We start from the raw sequence: 16,127 nt of genomic DNA on the forward strand, positions 1-16,127 counted from the left end.
TCCGTAAGGAATCGGAAACTACTGTCCGGCCTTCGTCGACGATTAGCCTGGGTTCGACCAGCCCGGCCAAGACGAAGGAAACATCCATGGTGAAACGCGCGGTGGCCGGCGCTCTGGCGGCCGTGGTCGCGGTCGGGCTCGCAGCTTGTTCGTCGGACGAGCCCGCCGCGCCCGCCGCGCCCGCGGCCCCGGGTCCCCGCGCGGTGTACGTCACCAACTGGGCCTCCGACACCATCGCCGAGTTCGGGCTCAACGAGGACGGTTCCCTGAAGTCGCCGGCGATTTCGTTGCCGGTGGGGAAAGGGGACACGCACCCGCAGGCATCGATCCGTTCGCGCGACGGAAAATGGCTCTACGTCGGCAACTGGGGCACGCGGGACGTCACTCCATTCCGGATCGGAGCCGACGGGCGCCTGACCGCATTCCCCGCCGCGCACGGTCCGGCGCCCGAACCCGTGACCCCGTCGGGAATCGCGCTGAGCCCGGACGGCAAGAATCTCTACACCGCCAACTTCAGCAACGGCGGAGGCGGAACCGTTTCGCACTACCGAATTTCGGCCGACGGCCTGCCTCACGGCGTGGCAACGATCCCCGCCCACGGTCGCGGCACGACGGCACTGGCGGTTGCACCCGACGGCCGCACCCTCGTCACCGCCAACAGCGCTTCGGGTGACATCTCGACGTTCACCGTCGCCATTGACGGCAGCCTCGCCTGGGTGACGACCGTCGCCACGGGCAAGGGCGCTTTCTTCGTAGCCATCACCCCGGACAGCGCGCACGTCCTCGTCACGAACTCGCTGGCCGACAGCATCAGCTACCTCACCCTGGGCGCGGGTGCCCGGCCTGCGCTGGTCAGCACCGTACCCAACCCCGCCGACGAGCCCCGCGGCCTCGTCCTGACCGCCAAGGGTGACCGCGCATACGTCGCCAATTTCGCGAACGGCACCGGACCTGGCCACATCACGACGTTCACGGTGACGGCCGCCGGTCTCCGACAGGCCGGCCCGGCGGTGGCGACGGGCGGGAACGGCGCCGAGGGCATTGCCCTGTCCCACAACGGCCGCAGCCTGTACAACGCGAACTTCAACACCAACGGCGACGGCAGCGTCACGACCTACCCGCTGGCCGCCGACGGTTCGGTGGGCACCCCGCGCCCGCCGGTGCTCACGGGCGGCCGTCAGCCCGATCTGACGAGCATCACCCTGCCGGCGAGCTGACCGAGATACTGCGGAGAAACCGATGCCGCTGCGGAAGGCTGTCCACAGTGGTCTGCGGGGCGGGGTCGTCCTCACGGCGGTGAAGATCTCAGGTGAGCATGTGCATCCCGCCGAAGAACGCGACGGCGAGGACCCCCACAGCGAACCCGACGAACAGCGCCGCGCCGAGCCCGGGGCGCAGCCGCGTACCCGCGTAGGCCAGACCCAGCGCGAGGATCAGCCACGAGCCGATGAGGGCGACACCGCTCATCATGGACTCGGCGAAGACGGCGGCGACCCGCGCGCCGGCCGCGACGAACAGGGCGAACCCCGCCGCCGCGGCCGGGATGACCCACGCTTTACGGCCCAGGTGCGGCGTGTGGGCGGATTCCGGTGACCTCTGCATGGCAACGCTCCTCGGCTGGATGACCACTGTTCGTAGTGTGCCTCGCGTCACGGCGAAGATCCCTTACCGTCGGCTAACGCCCGGTCTGCCCAGTGGCGGCGAAGGACGAGGACGGCGCCGGTCAGGGTTTCGTAATGGCCGAGGTGCCCTGGGGTGGTCTCGGCGCTTGTAGCTTCGGGGACGTGATGTTCCGACGTGGTGCCCTTGCTGCCGGTGCGTTCCTGCTCGCTGCCTGCGGGGCTGCACCGGCCGCTCCGGCTGCGCCTCCCCTCGTGTTTCCGCAGGCGTCGGCCGGCGTCGCGACGTGGACGCCGTGGCCTTCCGCGTTGCACGACGCGCGGCACTCGGGCGCCTCGGCTGTGTCGGGACCGAAGCGCGGCACCATCCGCTGGCAACGTCGCCTCGAAGGCGCCACGACCCCCGGCCCGGTGGTCGGTGCGGACGGCACCGTGTTCATCGCGTCGAACGGCGGCGTACTCCACGCCCTCGACCCGGCTGACGGCCACGACAAATGGACCTACGACACGAAGACCCCCGTGGGCGGCGACCTGTCGATCTCACCCCTGGTGCTGCGCGACGGCACGATCCTCCTGCCCAGCGGCGAAGATCTGATCGCGTTGTCCCCGACCGGCCGACCACTGTGGACGCGAGCGTTCTCGTCCCGGGTGACCTCTCCGGCTTCCTTCGACGGCACCCGGGTCTACGTCGGAACCGGCGACGGCACGGTGTCCGCAGTGGACACCGTGGCCGGTCATGTCCTCTGGACCGTCGACACCGGAACGACCTCCTACGGCTCGGTGGTCACCGACGGCCGCGGCCGCGTCTACACCACCGCCGACTCGTCGCTGATCGCCCTCGACGACCAGGGCACCTCTGCCCGCATCGCCTGGCGCGCCGACCCGCACGACGACATCACCGAGGTCTCCGCGGGCCTCGGTCCGGACGGCACCGTGCTGCTGGGCACCAACGGCCGCGCCGAATGGGCCTATCACCCGGACGGGAAACCGGCCTGGCAGGCACCGCGCGTGATCACGTACTCCTCACCCGTGGTCACCGCCACCGGTCTGGCCTACGTGGCCGACCACAGTGGACAGGTCCACGTCTTCGACGTCCACACCGGACACGAGGCCGCCCGCTACGGCCCCATCGGCGCCCAGATCTGGAGTTCCACCGTCGTCGACCGCTCCTACCACCTCTACTTCGGCGGCGAAAACGGCCACGCCTACGGCTTCAACCCCGACGGCACCCGCCTCTTCGACGTCGACCTCGGCGGCAAGGTGGACAGCTACCCGGCCCTCACCGGCGACGGCGCGCTCGTGATCGGCAGCCGCAACGGACTGGTCACCGCCGTCGGCTGACCGTGGCTCAGGCCGGGTACCGCCGCTCGATCTCGGCCAGCTTGCGGTCCACGACCTGTTGCGCGCCCGCCCGGGGGGAGACCGCGTGGGCCTGGGCGAGCAGGTCGGTGACGATGCGGTCCATCGACTCGCGGACCTTGGTCTCGGCCTCCTGCGCGTCGGCGTCGAGGTCGCCGAACAGGGTCCACCACCACCAGGCGTTGGTGGCCGAGTTGGCCACGAAGTCGGGGATCACGGTGACGCCGCGGGCGGCGAGCGCGGCCTCGGCCTCGGCGGTGGTCGGCATGTTGGCGGCTTCGACGACGACCCGCGCGGTGACGCGGTGCTGGTTCGTCTCGTCGAGGCAGTAGGACACCGCGGCCGGGACGAGGACGTCACATGCGACGTCGAGCCAGGCGCCTCGCGCGAGCTCGCGGTCGGCCGGGCGCAGCTGCGTGCGGTCGAGGCTGCCCCACGGATCGCGCGTGAGCAGGAGACGTTCGACGTCGAGACCGGCGGGATTCGCCACCACGCCGTCGGCGTCGGCGATCCCCACGACGAGGACGCCGGCCCGGGCGAGGTAACGCGCGGTCGCGCCGCCCATCGAACCGAAGCCCTGCACGACGGCCCGGCGCGGCGCGGCCGGCAGACCGAGGTGGTCCATCGCGGTCAGCGCGGCCTGCGCGACGCCGAGCCCGCCGACGAGCTCAGGCAGCGCGACGCCGTTGACGTCGATCGAAAACGCCTTCGCCAGCCGGGCGCGCGCCTCGTCGGCGTTGTCCAGCAAGGGGTAGACGGCCTGCACGGAACTGTCCATCCCGAGCTCCGCCACGACTTCGTCGATCGTCTCCTGCCGGACGCCCAGGTCCTCCCCGGTGGTCCAGTGCCGTTCGACGATCGCGCGCACCGCGGCCAGGAACCGCGCGAGGACGCCGCGGGCCTCGGGATCGCGCGGGCTGCAGTCGATGCCGCCCTTGGCGCCGCCGAGCGGGATGTAGCGGGCGCCGGGTTCGTAGTGCAACGCTTCCTTGCGGGTCATGCCCGCCGCCAGGCCGCGGACTTCGTCGAGCGTGCAGCCTTCGCGCATGCGCAGCCCGCCGCTCGCGACGCCACGCACCAGTCGGTCGATGACCACGAACCCGCGGCGGCCCGTCTCGGTGTCGGTCCAGGTGATCGAGAGGTGCGGCTCCCGCGCTGTCATGTGTGCCCCGTTCGTTTCACTACTGAATCACCATGCAGTAGTGAGTGAATGGTTGTCAACGGCCGAGGCCCAGCTCGTGCGCGACGTGCCGGCGCGCCCACTCCTGCATCCGCTCGCTGTTCTGCACCCCGCCGTGCACCAGGGTCTGCACGGCGAGCCCGTCGAGGAACGCGGTGATCCGCCAGGCCGCGCCGCGCGGGTCGGGCGCGGTGAACTCGCCGGCGTGGACGCCGTCCTGGATGATCGTGACCAGCGCTTCCTTCCAGCGCAGGTCCAGCTCGCGGCCGACCTGCCGGAGCTCGGGTTCGCGCAGCGCCGCCGACCACCCCTCGATCCACAGGCGCCAGCCCTTCGCCCGCCCGGTCGGCGCGTACCAGTCGAGCGCGGTGCGCAGCCGTTCGGACGCCGTCGTCACGCCCGCAGTGAGCTGTTCGAGCTTCTCGAGATCGCGTTGCGCGGCCCAGGTGAACGCATCCGCGATCAGCGCTTCCTTGTTCTTGAAGTGGTAGAGCACCAGCGACGTGCTCACCGACAGGTCGGCCGCGACGTCGGCCATCCGCACGGCGTGGATCCCGGCCTGCTCGAGGCGGCGGACGGTGGCGCGCAGGATCTCGTCCCGGCGCACGGTGGTGTCTTTCCGGCTGCGGCTCACGAGGCGAGCTTATCCTGAACCACCGATCAGTAGTGGCTCACAGGACGCCCGCGCGGAGAGCGAAGGCCACCGCCTGCGTGCGGTTGCGGAGGTTGAAGCGGCCGATGATCGAGGCCAGGTCCTTCTTCACCGTGCTCTCGGAGTACACGAGGGTTTTGGCGATCTCCCGGGTTTCGACCCCCTCGGCGAGCATGCGGAGGATCTCGACCTCGCGGGCGGACAGTCCGGGGCCGGTGTAGCCCAGGGGCTCCAGGACGTTGCGTTGCAGGCCGCGGATCTGGGCGACGAGGGTGCCGAGCAGGCGGGGCGACATCACGGCGGACCCGTTGGCGCTCGACAGGACCGCCTCGGCGAGGTCGGCGCCCGTGGCGGTGGTGCGGTCGAGCACGGCGACGACGCCGTGGCTGACGAGGGACAGCAGCGAGTGCTCGCGCACGTCGGCGGTCAGCAGGACGATGGGGGCGGTGAGCACGGCCGCGGCTTGGACGCGGCGCATCGTGGCCGTGGAGAAGCGGTCGTCGACGACGACGGTGACGTCGGGCGGCGGCTCGTCTCCCGCCGTGCGCGGGGTTTCGACGCCCAGGAGCTTGCGGATGCTTTCCGTCGTCAGCGGGTCGGGGCCGAAGACCGTGATCGCGACCTCGGTGAGCGACCGGTGCGGCTTGGCCGCGACGGGTGAGCAGGACGTCACGACGAATCCTTCCTCCGGTGCCGTTGTCCCACCGAAGATACTGAGCGAGTTCGCCGGGAACCGGTTCCGCAAGAGTTCGGTCACATGAGAAATCCGGTGGCCGGACCACGAAACGGCGAATGGGTCTGCTCAGCGCTGGAGCGCGTGGGCGGCCAGCACGTGGGCGACGGTTTCGGTGATCTGGCGGGCGAACGGGATGTTGAGCCATTCGTCGGGCACGTGCATGTTCGACTCGGCGCCGACCGCGCCCGTGACGAGAAAGGCCGCGTCCGGGTAGGCCCGGCCGAGCATCTGCATGAACGGGATCCCGCCGCCCAGGCCCAGGAACTGGTGCGGAGCCTCGAAAACGCCGGATTCGAGCGCGGCGGACAACCAAGCCGGCGGCTCGGGTGCGCACCAGCCGTCCTGGGCCATCACGTCGGTGATCGTCGCCGAAGCGCCGTAGGGGACGTCGGTCGTGGTCGCCCGCTCCAGCGCGGCCGCCGCGTCGGCCGCGCTGACGGTGGGCGGCAGGCGGAAGCTGAGCCGCAGCGACGTCGAGGCCCGCAGGACCGCACCGGCTTCGGCGACGTCCGGGAGGCCGGCCGCGCCCGTGACCGACAGCGTCGGGCGCCAGGTGTTGTTGAGGATGCGTTCGGCCTCGTCGTCGGCGGACGGTCGGCCGCCGGGGATCAGGGAAAGCGGGTGCAGCGTCGACAATGGACGCAGTTCGGCCAGCCGCTGCGCGTCCGCCACGCGTTCGGGCGGGATCGGCGCGTTCAGCTCCGGCAGCAGGATCCGGCCGGTGGCGGGATCTTCGAGCCGGTCGAGCAGCAGCCGCAGAATGCGGAACGAGCTGGGCACGACGCCGCTGGCGATCCCCGAGTGCACGGCTTCTTCGAGCACGGCGACGGTGAGCGTCGCCTGGAGGATCCCGCGCAGGCTCCGCGTGACCCACAGCCGTTCGAAGTCACCGCCGCCGGAGTCCAAACAGGTCACGAGGCTCACCCGGCCGAGCCGGTCCGCCAGGTGGCCGAGGTAGTCCGGCAGGCCGGGGCTGCCGGACTCTTCGCCGGCCTCCAGCACGAGAACCACGCGGCAGTGCTCGCCACCGGCGGCCCGGACCGCGGTGACGGCGGTGAGAGCCGCGTAAGCGGCGTATCCGTCATCGACGGCGCCACGGCCGTAGAGCCGGTCGCCCCGCAGCACCGGCTGCCACGGGCCGAGTCCTTCGGACCAGCCGTCGAACGGCGGTTGCTTGTCAAGGTGCCCGTAGAGCAGGGCCGTGCCTTCGCCGGACGCTCCCGGCGTGGCAGGTATTTCCGCGAACAGCAAGGGCGGCACGTCGTCGAGCTCCACGACCTCGAAGGTGCTGCCCGCCGGCGCGTTCGCCTCGAGCCAGCCGCGGACGTGCTCGACGGCGCGGCGCAGGTGCCCGCGTTCGCGCCACTGCGCGTCGTACGCGGGGGACACGGCCGGGATCGCCACGAACTCCGCGAGGCTCGGCAGGACCCGCTCCGACCACGCGGTCTCGACGTGGTGTCGCACCTGTTCGATTTCCACCAGCCCACCCCGCTCCTTCGTGACTACTCGATCATCGAATCACAACACGCCCGCGCGCAGGGCGAACGCGACCGCCTGGACCCGATTGCGGAGCTTGTAGCGCGTGGTGAGGCTGTGGAGGACGTGCTTGATCGTGCTCTCCGAGTACGTCAGCTTCCGGGCGATTTCGGCGGTTTCCGCACCGTCGGCCAGGAGCCGCAGCACCTCGACCTCGCGCTCGGTGAGGCCGGCGCTGTTCACACCGAGAGGCCCGAGCGTTTCGCGCTGCATCCGCCGCACGAGGCCGATGAGCGTGCCGAGCAGGTCCTGCGGCATCACGCTGTGCTGGTGCGCGGCGGCCGACACCGCGGCGGCGAGCTCGGCGCCGTCGGCCGACTTGCTGTCCACGATGGCCACCACCCCGTGCTCGATGAGTGTGAGCAGCGCGGCTTCCTCGACGCCGGCGGTGAGCAGGACGACCGGGACACCCGAAGACTGCAGGGCTCGCAGCTGTGCCACGGCGGCGGTGTTCACGTGCGGCGTCGAGAAGACGAGGACGTCGGGCCGCGAGCCCGGACGCGCCCGCACGAGGCCGGCGTGGCTTTCGAGGACCAGCCGCAGGCCGGTGGCACTGAGGGTGTCCGTGGCTTCCACCCGGACCGAAACCTGCTGGGCAACCCGGGGCCGGAGTGCGACGGGGTGGGATCCCGGGACGGGGTGCCGGGGCCGGACCGCAACGTGTTCCATGGTGCTCTTTCCTTGCCTGTTTTCGTCATCCGGAGCCGGTGCGGGGACTCGGGCGTGCTCCTGGTGCTCCTTCACCATGCCCCGGGCGCGTTGGCCCGGCATTGACGAAAGCTTTATCGCGCGCGGCGATCACCCGCGCACGGTCGGTGTCATTCGTCTTTCGGCGGCCGAGCCTCGGAAAGACTCATGCGACGACCCCGCCGCGGCGGCCGGGGACGATCTACGCTCATCCGGCGCACAGCAGTGAACCGCAACTCGTCCGCCGGCGAAAGGTGTGGCACCGAAATGGCCGAAGTGGACCCCGAGGTCGAGTACACCGCAACGCACCAGTGGGTGCGGCGGCTGCCGGGCAACTCGGCGCGCATCGGCGTCAGCGATTTCGCGCAGGAGGAGCTGGGCGACATCATCTCCGTGTCCCTGCCGGCGGTCGGTGCCAAGATCATGGCGGGCGAGCCGTTCGGCGAGGTCGAGTCGACGAAGAGCGTGGCCGAGGTCTACGCGCCGGTGTCCGGAGTGGTCACCGCGGTCAACGGCCTGCTCGCCGACAGCCCGGAGGTCGTCAACGACGACCCGTACGGCGACGGCTGGCTCATTACCGTCGACGTGCGGCCCGGGGAGACGAAACTGTTGGGCGGGCAGGACTACCGGACCTCCACCGAGGGCTGAGCCACGCGGGCGAGGCAGGCGTAGGTCGCCTCGACCAGCGCCATCTTGCGCGGATCGTCGCGTGGGTGGGCGCCCATCCGGTTCATCACGTACCCGAAGCCGACGCCGTTCTCCGGGTCGGCGAACCCGGTCGAGCCGCCGAACCCGTCGTGCCCGAAGCTACGGGGGTTGGGGCCGAAGCTGAGCTGGCCGCTGCCGAGGGTGAACCCGAGGCCGAACTCGTTGTCCAGCCCCATGACCAGGTCGCGGCCGCGGCCCTGGCCGGTGCGGGCGAGCTCGATCGTTTCCTCGCGCAGCAGCCGTTCCGACCCGTCGGCGAGGGCGCCGTAGATCGTGGCGAGGCCGTGGGCGGTGCCGTGCCCGTTGGCCGCCGGCACCTCCGCGACGCGCCAGCGGGTGAGGTTCGCCGTGCGGCCCAGGGGAAGCGGGTTGGCGAGCGCGGCCAGCGTCGCACGGTCCGGCACGACTGTCCTTTCCGGACCGGCGGACGGCTCGACCATCGTGGAGCAGCGGGTGAGGTCGTCGCGGCTCACTCCGATGTGGACGTCCACGTTGAGCGGGTGCGCGACGTTGGCGCGGAAGAACTCGCCGACGGTCTGCCCGGTGATCCGGCGGATCACCTCGCCGATGAGGAAACCGTAGGACAGCGCGTGGTACCCGCTGGTCGAACCGGGCTCGAACAACGGCTCCTGTGCGGACAGGAGCAGGGTCATCTTCGTCCAGTCGAGCAGGTCGTCGATCTGCAGCGGGTGCTCGGGCGCGACCCCGGTGACGCCGGAGCGATGCGAAAGCAGCCACCGGACGGGGATGCCGGCCTTGCCCGCGGCGGCGAACTCGGGCCAGTAGCGGGCGACCGGCGCGTCGAGGTCGAGATCGCCGCTTTCCACGAGCTGCATCGCGCACAGCGCGACGAGGCCCTTGGTGGAAGACCACAGGTTGGTCAGTGTCGGGCGTCGCCACGGAACCCGGCGCTCCTCGTCCGCCCAACCGCCCCACAGGTCGACCACGGTCCGGCCGCGCACCACGACGGTGACGGCCGCGCCCAGCTCGTCGCGCTCACCGAAGTTCTCGCGGAAAGCCTGGGCCACCGGCTCGAAACCTTCGGCGGTCTCACCGTGCACGGGTGCGGGGGACGAGAGGGGCATCGGCTTTCCTTAGGTCGAGGCGAGATCGCCGGACGCGCTGGTGGCGGCCCGGCGAGGTCGATTCTCCCCGGCCCTGCGGCGGGAAAAGGTCGCGTTGGCCGGAAAGGCGGGAAACGTCGCCCGCGCGATCACGGGGTCGCCCGCAGGAGGTCGTCGAGTGCACGCCGGGCTTGCCGTCCGTCGTGCTCGCGATGTTGCTGGTGGTAGAGATCCACCGCCTGGCGCAGACTCTTCAAGGCGAGGTCGTGGCGGCCCAGCTTCTCGTAGGCGGCGCCGAGCGTGAGCAGGGTGTCCGGGATGGAGAACATCTCGTCCCCGAACAGCGCCAGCGCCTCTTCGAGGTAGGCGATGGCCCGGTCGAGGTTCCCGAGGCCGAGGTGGATGGTGCCGAGAGTGTCCAAAAGGGCCGGACGGATGTTGTTCATGCGGGCCTCGTCGGCCAGCGCGAGAGCCTGTTCCGAGATCTCCAGCGCCCTGTCGTACTGGCGCTCCAGCTGCAACGCCCACGCGAGGTGGTTGCCGACCCATGCCCGGATCGCCGGGGGCAGCCCGGCGGCCAGCTGCCACGCGTCGGTGCTCAGCTCGACGGCCTCGGCGATCCGCTGCGCCCGTACGGAGATCTCGGACCACGCGTTGAGGCTGAGCACCCGCTGCGACACGTCGCCGAGCTCCTCGGCGATGGTCAGCGCCACCTCCACGTGCTGGACGGCTTCCTCGTGGCGGCCGGTGCGGGTGAGGGCTTGGGCGATCACTCGGCGGGCCAGACATTCGGAGCTGCGTTCCCCGAGGATCTGCGCGGCGGCCAGCCCGTCGCGCCAGACCCCGATGGCGTGGTGCGCGTCGCCCTGGGTGGCGTAGAGCGAGCTGCTGCCCCACGCCAGCTGCCACACGATCTTGTGCCACTCGCGCTCTTTCGCCACCGACCGGACGGCGCCGATGTTCTCGGCCTCCGTGTTCACCCACCGCTTGGCTTCGGTGCTGTCGCGCAGCGGCACGGGCGTGCACCCCGCGGGGAGCGGCACGGGGGTGATGGGCGGACGCCCGGCGTCGGCGAGAGTGACCGCGTGAACCAGGGTGTGGAGGTAAAAGCACGTCAAACGGTGGAGTGCGGACGTGATTTGTTCGTTGTCGCGCGAAAGTTGTGCGAGTTCTCGCGCGTACGCACGCACCAGGTCGTGAAGGCGGAAGCGGCCCGGCTCGTGTTGCTGGACCAACGAAGCGCGTTCGAGAACTCGCAACGCGGTCCGCGTCGCCGCGTAGGTCTTGCCCGCGAGTGACGCCGCGGCGTCGAGCGAGATGTCCGGGCCGGGCACGAGACCGAGCAGCGTGAACAGCTCCGCGGGCTCGCCCGCCAACGCCGCCAGCGACGTCCGCAGCACGGCCCGGATGCTGAGGTCGGTGCCGATCTCCAGCGCGTTGAGGGTGGAGCCGGAGTCGGCGAGCTCGTCGGCCAGCGCGGTGAGCGCGAACTCGGGGTGCTCCTGTGCCCGGCCGACGACGATGCTCAGGGCCAGCGGCAGGCCCCCACACGCGTCGGCGAGCCGGGTGACGGCCGCGGGCTCCGCTGCCGTGCGCGAAGGGCCCAGCCGCGAGACGAGCAGCTGCCGCGCGGCGGCGCCGTCGAGGACGTCGAGGGAGATGAGGTCGGCGTGGTGGCTCGAGACCAAAGTGGTCAGCCGGTTGCGGCTCGTGACCACCACCGGGCACTGCGAGGTGCCCGGCAACAGCGGGGTGACCTGGTCGGCGTCGAGCGCGTTGTCGATGACCACCAGCAGGCGTTTGTCCGCCACCAGGCTGCGGTAGAGACCGCTCATCGCGGCGAGGTCCTGCGGGACGGCCGCCGGCTTCACGCCGAGCGCGGAGAGGAACGCGCGCACGGCGGTCTCCGGCGGCACCCGGTCCCCGGACGGCGCGAACCCCCGCAGATCGACGAACAGCTGCCCGTCGGGGTAGCGGCCGGCGTGGTCGTGCGCCCAGCGCAGCGCGAGACAGGTCTTGCCGACCCCGCCGGGGCCGACGATCACCGACACCGGAGCGTCCGCCAGCGCCGAGAGCTCCCGGTCGCGCCCGGTGAACGCGCGCGGCGGCGCCGGCAGCTGCCGCGGAACCGGCGGTGGGAGGCCGGGATCGTCGTCGGCCGGGCCGGACCGCGCGGGTTGATCGTCCACAGTGGTCTCGTCCCGCAGGATCGCCTGGTACACGGCCCTCAGCGCGGGGCCGGGATTCACCCCGAGCTCCTCGGTCAGCAGCGTCTTCACCTTCTGGAAGTGCCGCAACGCGTCGGCCTGGCGGCCGGTCCGGTGCAGCGCGACCATCAGCTGCCCGGCCAGACGTTCGTCGTACGGGTGGTGCTCGGCCCGGCTGGTGAGCGTCGGCAGCACCTGCGCGTGGCGACCGAGCTCGAGCTGCAGGTCCGTTCTGGCCAGGAGCACTTCGTCGCGCTCGGCCAGCAGCGCGGTGCGGAACTCCCGCAGCCACGGGCTGTCCAGCCCCGCGAACGGTTCGCCCCGCCACAGCTCCAGCGCTTCGTCGTAGAACCCGACCTGCTCCTCGGCGTCCTCCGAACGCCGGGCGAGGCCGCTCAGCCGCCGGAAGCGATGTACGTCGACCTGGCCGGGCTCGACGTCGAGCACGTACCCGTGGCCCCGGCGCACGATCCGGTGCTCACCCGCCAGCGCCGTGCGCAGCCGGGTGAAGTAGCTGTGCACCATGCCCCGCGCGCTGCCGGGTGCTTCGTCGCCCCACACGCGGACCACGAGGTCGTCGAGCGAGACCGGCTGCCCGGCTTCGAGCAGCAGCGACACCAGGATGGCGCGTGGCCCGGCCGGGCCGATCGGCTGGGGCTCCTCGCCCCGGACCACCTCGACGTTGGCCAGGAGCCGGAAGCCGAGAGACATCTGAGACCACCTCTGACCCGCTCCGCGCGAACATTCGCCACATCTTAAGCACGGTCGCCGAATGTCTCACCCGACAGGTAACCGCGTCCCGCATTCTAGTTCCGCGCCGTCGACGAATTCGGATCCGGAATCCTTATCATTCGATTAAGGAATGCGCCGCGTCGTGCCGCCCGGATTCGGTCGCGGCGGCTACATTCGCGGGAAGCCTCGCGAAAGGAGCCCTGATGGCCGCAAGAGCCCGGACCGTGGGCTTCACCGGGATCTGCCTGGGGTACTTCGCGATCATCCTCGACGGCAGCGTGCTCAACATCGCCGTGCCCGCGCTGCGCGACGACCTGAAGACGTCCCTGGCCTCGGTCCAGTGGGTGATCAACGCGTACACGCTGTGCCTCGCCGCGCTGCTGCTCACAGCGGGTGCGCTGGGCGACCGCTGGGGCCTGCGCCGGTGTTTCCTCTGGGGCACCGCGATCTTCACCGCCGCCTCGCTGGCCTGCTCGCTGGCGCCGTCGGTGCACGTGCTCATCGCCGCCCGCGTCGTGCAGGGCGTGGGCGCGGCAGCGCTGCTGCCGGCGACGCTCGCGCTGATCCGCACGCTGTTCTCCGACGACGGCGAACGCGCCCGCGCCACGGCGATCTGGGTGTCCACCGGCGCGATCTCCACCGCGGTCGGGCCCATGGTGGGCGGGCTGCTGATCGACGCGTTCGGCTGGCGCAGCATCTTCCTGATCAACCTGCCCATCGGTGTCGCCGCGATCCTGCTGGCCCGGGCCGGGATCACGGAGGCGCCGCGCCACAAGCGCAAGGTCGACCACGCCGGGCAGGTCACGGCCGTGGCCGCGCTCGGGCTGATCACCGCCGGCGTGATCGTGAGCGGCAGCGCGGGCTGGAGCTCCCCGCTCAGCCTCGGCCTGCTGGCCGGCGGCCTCCTGTCCGCCGCCGCGTTCTGGCTGGTCGAACGCCGCGTCGCGCAGCCCATGCTGCCGCGGGGGTTCTTCTCGGTCCGCGTGCGCACGGTCGCGGTGGCAAGCGCCGCGTTCATGGGGTTCCTCTTCTACGGCACGCTTTTCGTGATGTCGCTGTACTTCCAGCAGGTGCGCGGCTGGTCGGCGGGCGAGGCCGGGATCGCGCTCCTGCCGCTCACGGTCGGGTCGACGATCGGCTCGCTCGTCCTCTACCGGCCGCTGTCGCGCAGGTTCGGCAACCCCGTGGCGCTGCTGACCGGGTTCGCCTGCTGCGCGTCGGGCGTCGCGGTGCTGCTGGTCTTCACCGGGGCCCCGGCGTATGTACCGGTCGCAGCCGGCCTGCTGCTGGTCGGGGTGTCGAGCACGATCGCGTTCTCCGCGCTCACGTCGCTGCTGGTCCCGAGCGTGCCGGTGCACCAGTCGGGTGTCGCGTCCGGCGTGCAGAACACGAGCCGGCAGTCGGGCGCGCTGATGTCGGTGTCGGTGCTCGGCGCGATCCTGAACACGGCGGCGTTCACGGCGCGGCTGCCGATCGCGTTGGGCGTACTCGCCGCGGTGGTCGTGCTCGCCCTCGTCTCGGCCGGGTTCGCGATGCGGCCCGCCCGCTGAACCGTTGTCCGTTCGAGCACCGAAATCGGTCCGTGCGACCAAGATCGGCGTGGGACCGGTTCGGCCGACGGGGCCGCCGGGTAGCCAGGTGCCGACCCGGACGAAGGGAAGTTCTCATGTCGGCTGGCACTCGGTGGCACGTGATCCCGCGAACCGCGGGGCTGTGCGTGCTCTGGCTCCTCGTCGGTCTCGCGCTGGCCGTTCAAGCCGTGCTGGTGCTCAGCACCTCCAGCGTGAACCAGCCCGCGCTGGAGGTGGTCGTGGCCGTGCTGGGCGTGATCCTGGCCGGGTGCTCGATCGCCGGGCTGGTGTCCCCGCGCCGGCGCGGTCGGTGACCTACTGGTCGAGCACGACGTCGGTCTCCGGCCGGGCGCAGCACACGAGGATCCGCCCGGCCGGGGGCAGTTCGAGCGGCGCCGGGTCGTACGTCGTCGTGCCGGCGAGCAGCGGGGTGTCGCAGGTGTGGCAGACGCCGCTGCGACAGGCCCAACGAGTGGGCACGGCACACGCTTCGGCCAGCTCCAGCAGGGTTTCCCCGTCGTCGCGCCAGCGGACCGTGAGGCCGCTGCGGGCGAAGGTGACGGCGGGGCCGGTTCCGGGCGGGCCGTCCGGCGGGTGGGGCGCGACGGTGCCGGCCTCGCGCACGCCGGGGTTGATCGCGGCGAGGGCGCCGAAGAGTTCCGTGCGCACGTCGGTGCAGCCCAGCGCGACGAGAGCTTCGCGGACGTCGTCCATGAAGGACGGCGGGCCGCAGACGTACGCGGTGGCGCCGGCCGGCAGGGCGAGCTCCTTCAGCGTCCGGCCGGTGACGCGACGGCTGTCCGCGCCGGATTCCGGCCGGGTGTGGAAAAAGTGCGCGTGACTGTTCGGCAGCCTCGCGAGCAGACCCCGGACTTCGAGCTCGAACGCTTGGTCCGCAGCGTTGCGGGCCGTCTGGATCCACCAGACCTCACGCTCGGGCTCCTCCGCGGCGAGCTGGTGCAGCATCGCCAGGACGGGGGTGACACCGACGCCGGCGGACACCAGCACGACCGGGCCGGAACCCGGCTCCAGCACGAAGTCGCCGCGGGGCGCGGCCGCGTCGAGGGTGTCGCCGGCCTTCAGCACGTCGTGCACGTAGGTGCTGGCGGCGCCGTCGCGCTTCACGCTGATGCGGTAGCCCTCGGTCGTCGAGAGCGAGTAGCTGCGGACCAGCGGCGTTTCGCCGGCACCCGGCAGCCGCACGGTGAGGTACTGGCCGGGCCGCGCGGCCGGGAGGGCTTCGCCGGGCGCGTCGAGGTGGACGGACGTGATGGTCGCGCTCTCGCGCACGACCTTCGTCACGGTCAGCGGCCGGAACCCGGTCCAGCCCGGGTCAGCGGGCTTCTCGGCCGGGCTGAGCAGCTCGCGGAACGACTGGCGCCAGCCGGGGCTCAGCGCGGGGATGTCGACGGCGGACTCGAGCGCTTCGGTGGTGCGGTTCGGGGTGTAGAGCAGGGCGTCGACGTCGGCGACGGTCATCTCGTGCGGGCCGCGCCGGGTGCGCACGATCTCGTCGCCGGCCGCGACGTGGCCCTCGCGCAGGACGCGGAAGTAGAACCCAGGCCGCCCGTGGGACACCAGCAGCGACGGCAGCTCCGGCTCGTTCAGGCGCATGCCGACGCGGAAACACGTGACGCGCGGCTGCGTCACCTCGAACTCCGCCTCGCCGATGCGGTAGCGGTCGCCAACGCACACTTCGTCGTCGGGCATCCCGGTGACGGTGAAGTTCTCGCCGAACTGCCCGAACTCGTAGCTGTCGTGCCCGAAGTACGCCTGCCAGTACTCGATCGACTCCAGCTGGTAGACGAACACCGCGCGCTGCTCGCCGCCGTGCCCGGCCGGGTCGCCCTGCCCGTCGCCGTCGACGTTGAGCCGCCGCACCATCCGGGGGCCACTGACCGCGCCCTTCCAGATGCCGGTGTGGACGATCCTGCCGTTCCACTCGACGTCCTTGGGCATTCCCACGTTGACCGACACCAGCGTTGGCACGCCTGCTCCTTCCGCGATGGCGCCAAACTACTGTGGGCGCGTTTTCCGCGGTGTGCGGGAAATGGTCACGTCACATGAAATTTCCGG

Annotated in this window: 14 protein-coding genes; 5 read left to right on the forward strand and 9 right to left on the reverse strand. The window is 71.3% G+C overall.

All coding sequences use genetic code 11. The annotated features are described in order from the left end of the window. The first annotated feature begins 86 nt into the window (after positions 1 to 86). A complete protein-coding gene (locus AB0878_RS41870; RefSeq protein ID WP_366587390.1) occupies positions 87 to 1,217 on the forward strand; it encodes a beta-propeller fold lactonase family protein in 1,131 nt (376 codons plus the stop codon). Between the two features lie 88 nt (positions 1,218 to 1,305). Here AB0878_RS41870 and AB0878_RS41875 read toward each other — a convergent pair whose 3' ends face one another. Further along, a complete protein-coding gene (locus AB0878_RS41875) occupies positions 1,306 to 1,602 on the reverse strand; it encodes a hypothetical protein (RefSeq protein ID WP_366587393.1) in 297 nt (98 codons plus the stop codon). A gap of 134 nt (positions 1,603 to 1,736) precedes the next feature. On the opposite strand from AB0878_RS41875, the gene AB0878_RS41880 reads away from it, so the two are divergent. Next, a complete protein-coding gene (locus tag AB0878_RS41880; RefSeq protein WP_366587395.1) occupies positions 1,737 to 2,960 on the forward strand; it encodes a PQQ-binding-like beta-propeller repeat protein in 1,224 nt (407 codons plus the stop codon). Positions 2,961 to 2,967: 7 nt separating this feature from the next. Here AB0878_RS41880 and AB0878_RS41885 read toward each other — a convergent pair whose 3' ends face one another. The 5 genes from AB0878_RS41885 to AB0878_RS41905 form a co-directional block, all read right to left on the reverse strand. Then, a complete protein-coding gene (locus tag AB0878_RS41885) occupies positions 2,968 to 4,140 on the reverse strand; it encodes a Glu/Leu/Phe/Val dehydrogenase dimerization domain-containing protein (protein WP_366587397.1) in 1,173 nt (390 codons plus the stop codon). A gap of 55 nt (positions 4,141 to 4,195) precedes the next feature. Further along, positions 4,196 to 4,792 carry a TetR/AcrR family transcriptional regulator gene (locus AB0878_RS41890; protein ID WP_366587399.1) on the reverse strand — a complete coding sequence of 199 codons (597 nt, stop codon included), beginning with the start codon at positions 4,790 to 4,792 and terminating at the stop codon, positions 4,196 to 4,198. Positions 4,793 to 4,829: 37 nt separating this feature from the next. After that, entirely contained in the window at positions 4,830 to 5,483 is a 654-nt protein-coding gene (locus AB0878_RS41895; protein ID WP_366587401.1) for a response regulator transcription factor, read from the reverse strand. Positions 5,484 to 5,612: 129 nt separating this feature from the next. Continuing rightward, positions 5,613 to 7,025, reverse strand: coding sequence for a M20/M25/M40 family metallo-hydrolase (locus tag AB0878_RS41900; RefSeq protein WP_366587403.1), 1,413 nt, complete (start codon positions 7,023 to 7,025; stop codon positions 5,613 to 5,615). A 39-nt stretch (positions 7,026 to 7,064) separates the two neighbouring features. Continuing rightward, on the reverse strand, positions 7,065 to 7,658 hold the full coding sequence (locus AB0878_RS41905; RefSeq protein WP_366587405.1) for a LuxR C-terminal-related transcriptional regulator: 594 nt from the start codon (positions 7,656 to 7,658) through the stop codon (positions 7,065 to 7,067). A 378-nt stretch (positions 7,659 to 8,036) separates the two neighbouring features. On the opposite strand from AB0878_RS41905, the gene gcvH reads away from it, so the two are divergent. Beyond that, complete coding sequence (gcvH, locus tag AB0878_RS41910; RefSeq protein WP_366587407.1) at positions 8,037 to 8,417, forward strand: glycine cleavage system protein GcvH; 381 nt, start codon at positions 8,037 to 8,039, stop codon at positions 8,415 to 8,417. On the opposite strand, the gene AB0878_RS41915 is transcribed toward gcvH, so the two are convergent. Both AB0878_RS41915 and AB0878_RS41920 read right to left on the reverse strand, forming a co-directional pair. Beyond that, the gene (locus tag AB0878_RS41915; RefSeq protein ID WP_366587409.1) at positions 8,393 to 9,562 is read right to left on the reverse strand and encodes a serine hydrolase domain-containing protein; all 1,170 of its coding nucleotides are present in this window, start codon (positions 9,560 to 9,562) and stop codon (positions 8,393 to 8,395) included. The genes gcvH and AB0878_RS41915 overlap by 25 nt on opposite strands. Positions 9,563 to 9,690: 128 nt before the next feature. Then, positions 9,691 to 12,459, reverse strand: coding sequence for a BTAD domain-containing putative transcriptional regulator (locus AB0878_RS41920; RefSeq protein ID WP_366587411.1), 2,769 nt, complete (start codon positions 12,457 to 12,459; stop codon positions 9,691 to 9,693). Positions 12,460 to 12,683: 224 nt separating this feature from the next. Here AB0878_RS41920 and AB0878_RS41925 point away from each other — a divergent pair, with 224 nt between their 5' ends. Then, positions 12,684 to 14,030, forward strand: coding sequence for an MFS transporter (locus AB0878_RS41925; RefSeq protein WP_366587413.1), 1,347 nt, complete (start codon positions 12,684 to 12,686; stop codon positions 14,028 to 14,030). Between the two features lie 116 nt (positions 14,031 to 14,146). After that, positions 14,147 to 14,365, forward strand: a complete 219-nt coding sequence (locus tag AB0878_RS41930) for a hypothetical protein (RefSeq protein WP_366587415.1) — start codon at positions 14,147 to 14,149, stop codon at positions 14,363 to 14,365. 1 nt (position 14,366) lies between these two features. Here the strand turns inward: AB0878_RS41930 and AB0878_RS41935 are convergent, their stop codons facing one another. After that, positions 14,367 to 16,040, reverse strand: a complete 1,674-nt coding sequence (locus AB0878_RS41935; protein WP_366587417.1) for an MOSC and FAD-binding oxidoreductase domain-containing protein — start codon at positions 16,038 to 16,040, stop codon at positions 14,367 to 14,369. Positions 16,041 to 16,127: the final 87 nt, after the last annotated feature.

It is taken from the genome of Amycolatopsis sp. NPDC047767 (assembly GCF_040704195.1).
Taxonomy (GTDB): Bacteria; Actinomycetota; Actinomycetes; order Mycobacteriales; family Pseudonocardiaceae; genus Amycolatopsis.

Coding starts and splice junctions, on each gene's coding strand:
- AB0878_RS41880 (WP_366587395.1), top strand. CDS start 1,737: ATGGCCGAGGTGCCCTGGGGTGGTCTCGGCGCTTGTAGCTTCGGGGAC.
- AB0878_RS41930 (WP_366587415.1), top strand. CDS start 14,147: ATGTCGGCTGGCACTCGGTGGCACGTGATCCCGCGAACCGCGGGGCTG.
- AB0878_RS41875 (WP_366587393.1), bottom strand. CDS start 1,602: ATGCAGAGGTCACCGGAATCCGCCCACACGCCGCACCTGGGCCGTAAA.
- gcvH (WP_366587407.1), top strand. CDS start 8,037: ATGGCCGAAGTGGACCCCGAGGTCGAGTACACCGCAACGCACCAGTGG.
- AB0878_RS41885 (WP_366587397.1), bottom strand. CDS start 4,140: ATGACAGCGCGGGAGCCGCACCTCTCGATCACCTGGACCGACACCGAG.
- AB0878_RS41925 (WP_366587413.1), top strand. CDS start 12,684: ATGGCCGCAAGAGCCCGGACCGTGGGCTTCACCGGGATCTGCCTGGGG.
- AB0878_RS41870 (WP_366587390.1), top strand. CDS start 87: ATGGTGAAACGCGCGGTGGCCGGCGCTCTGGCGGCCGTGGTCGCGGTC.
- AB0878_RS41915 (WP_366587409.1), bottom strand. CDS start 9,562: ATGCCCCTCTCGTCCCCCGCACCCGTGCACGGTGAGACCGCCGAAGGT.
- AB0878_RS41920 (WP_366587411.1), bottom strand. CDS start 12,459: ATGTCTCTCGGCTTCCGGCTCCTGGCCAACGTCGAGGTGGTCCGGGGC.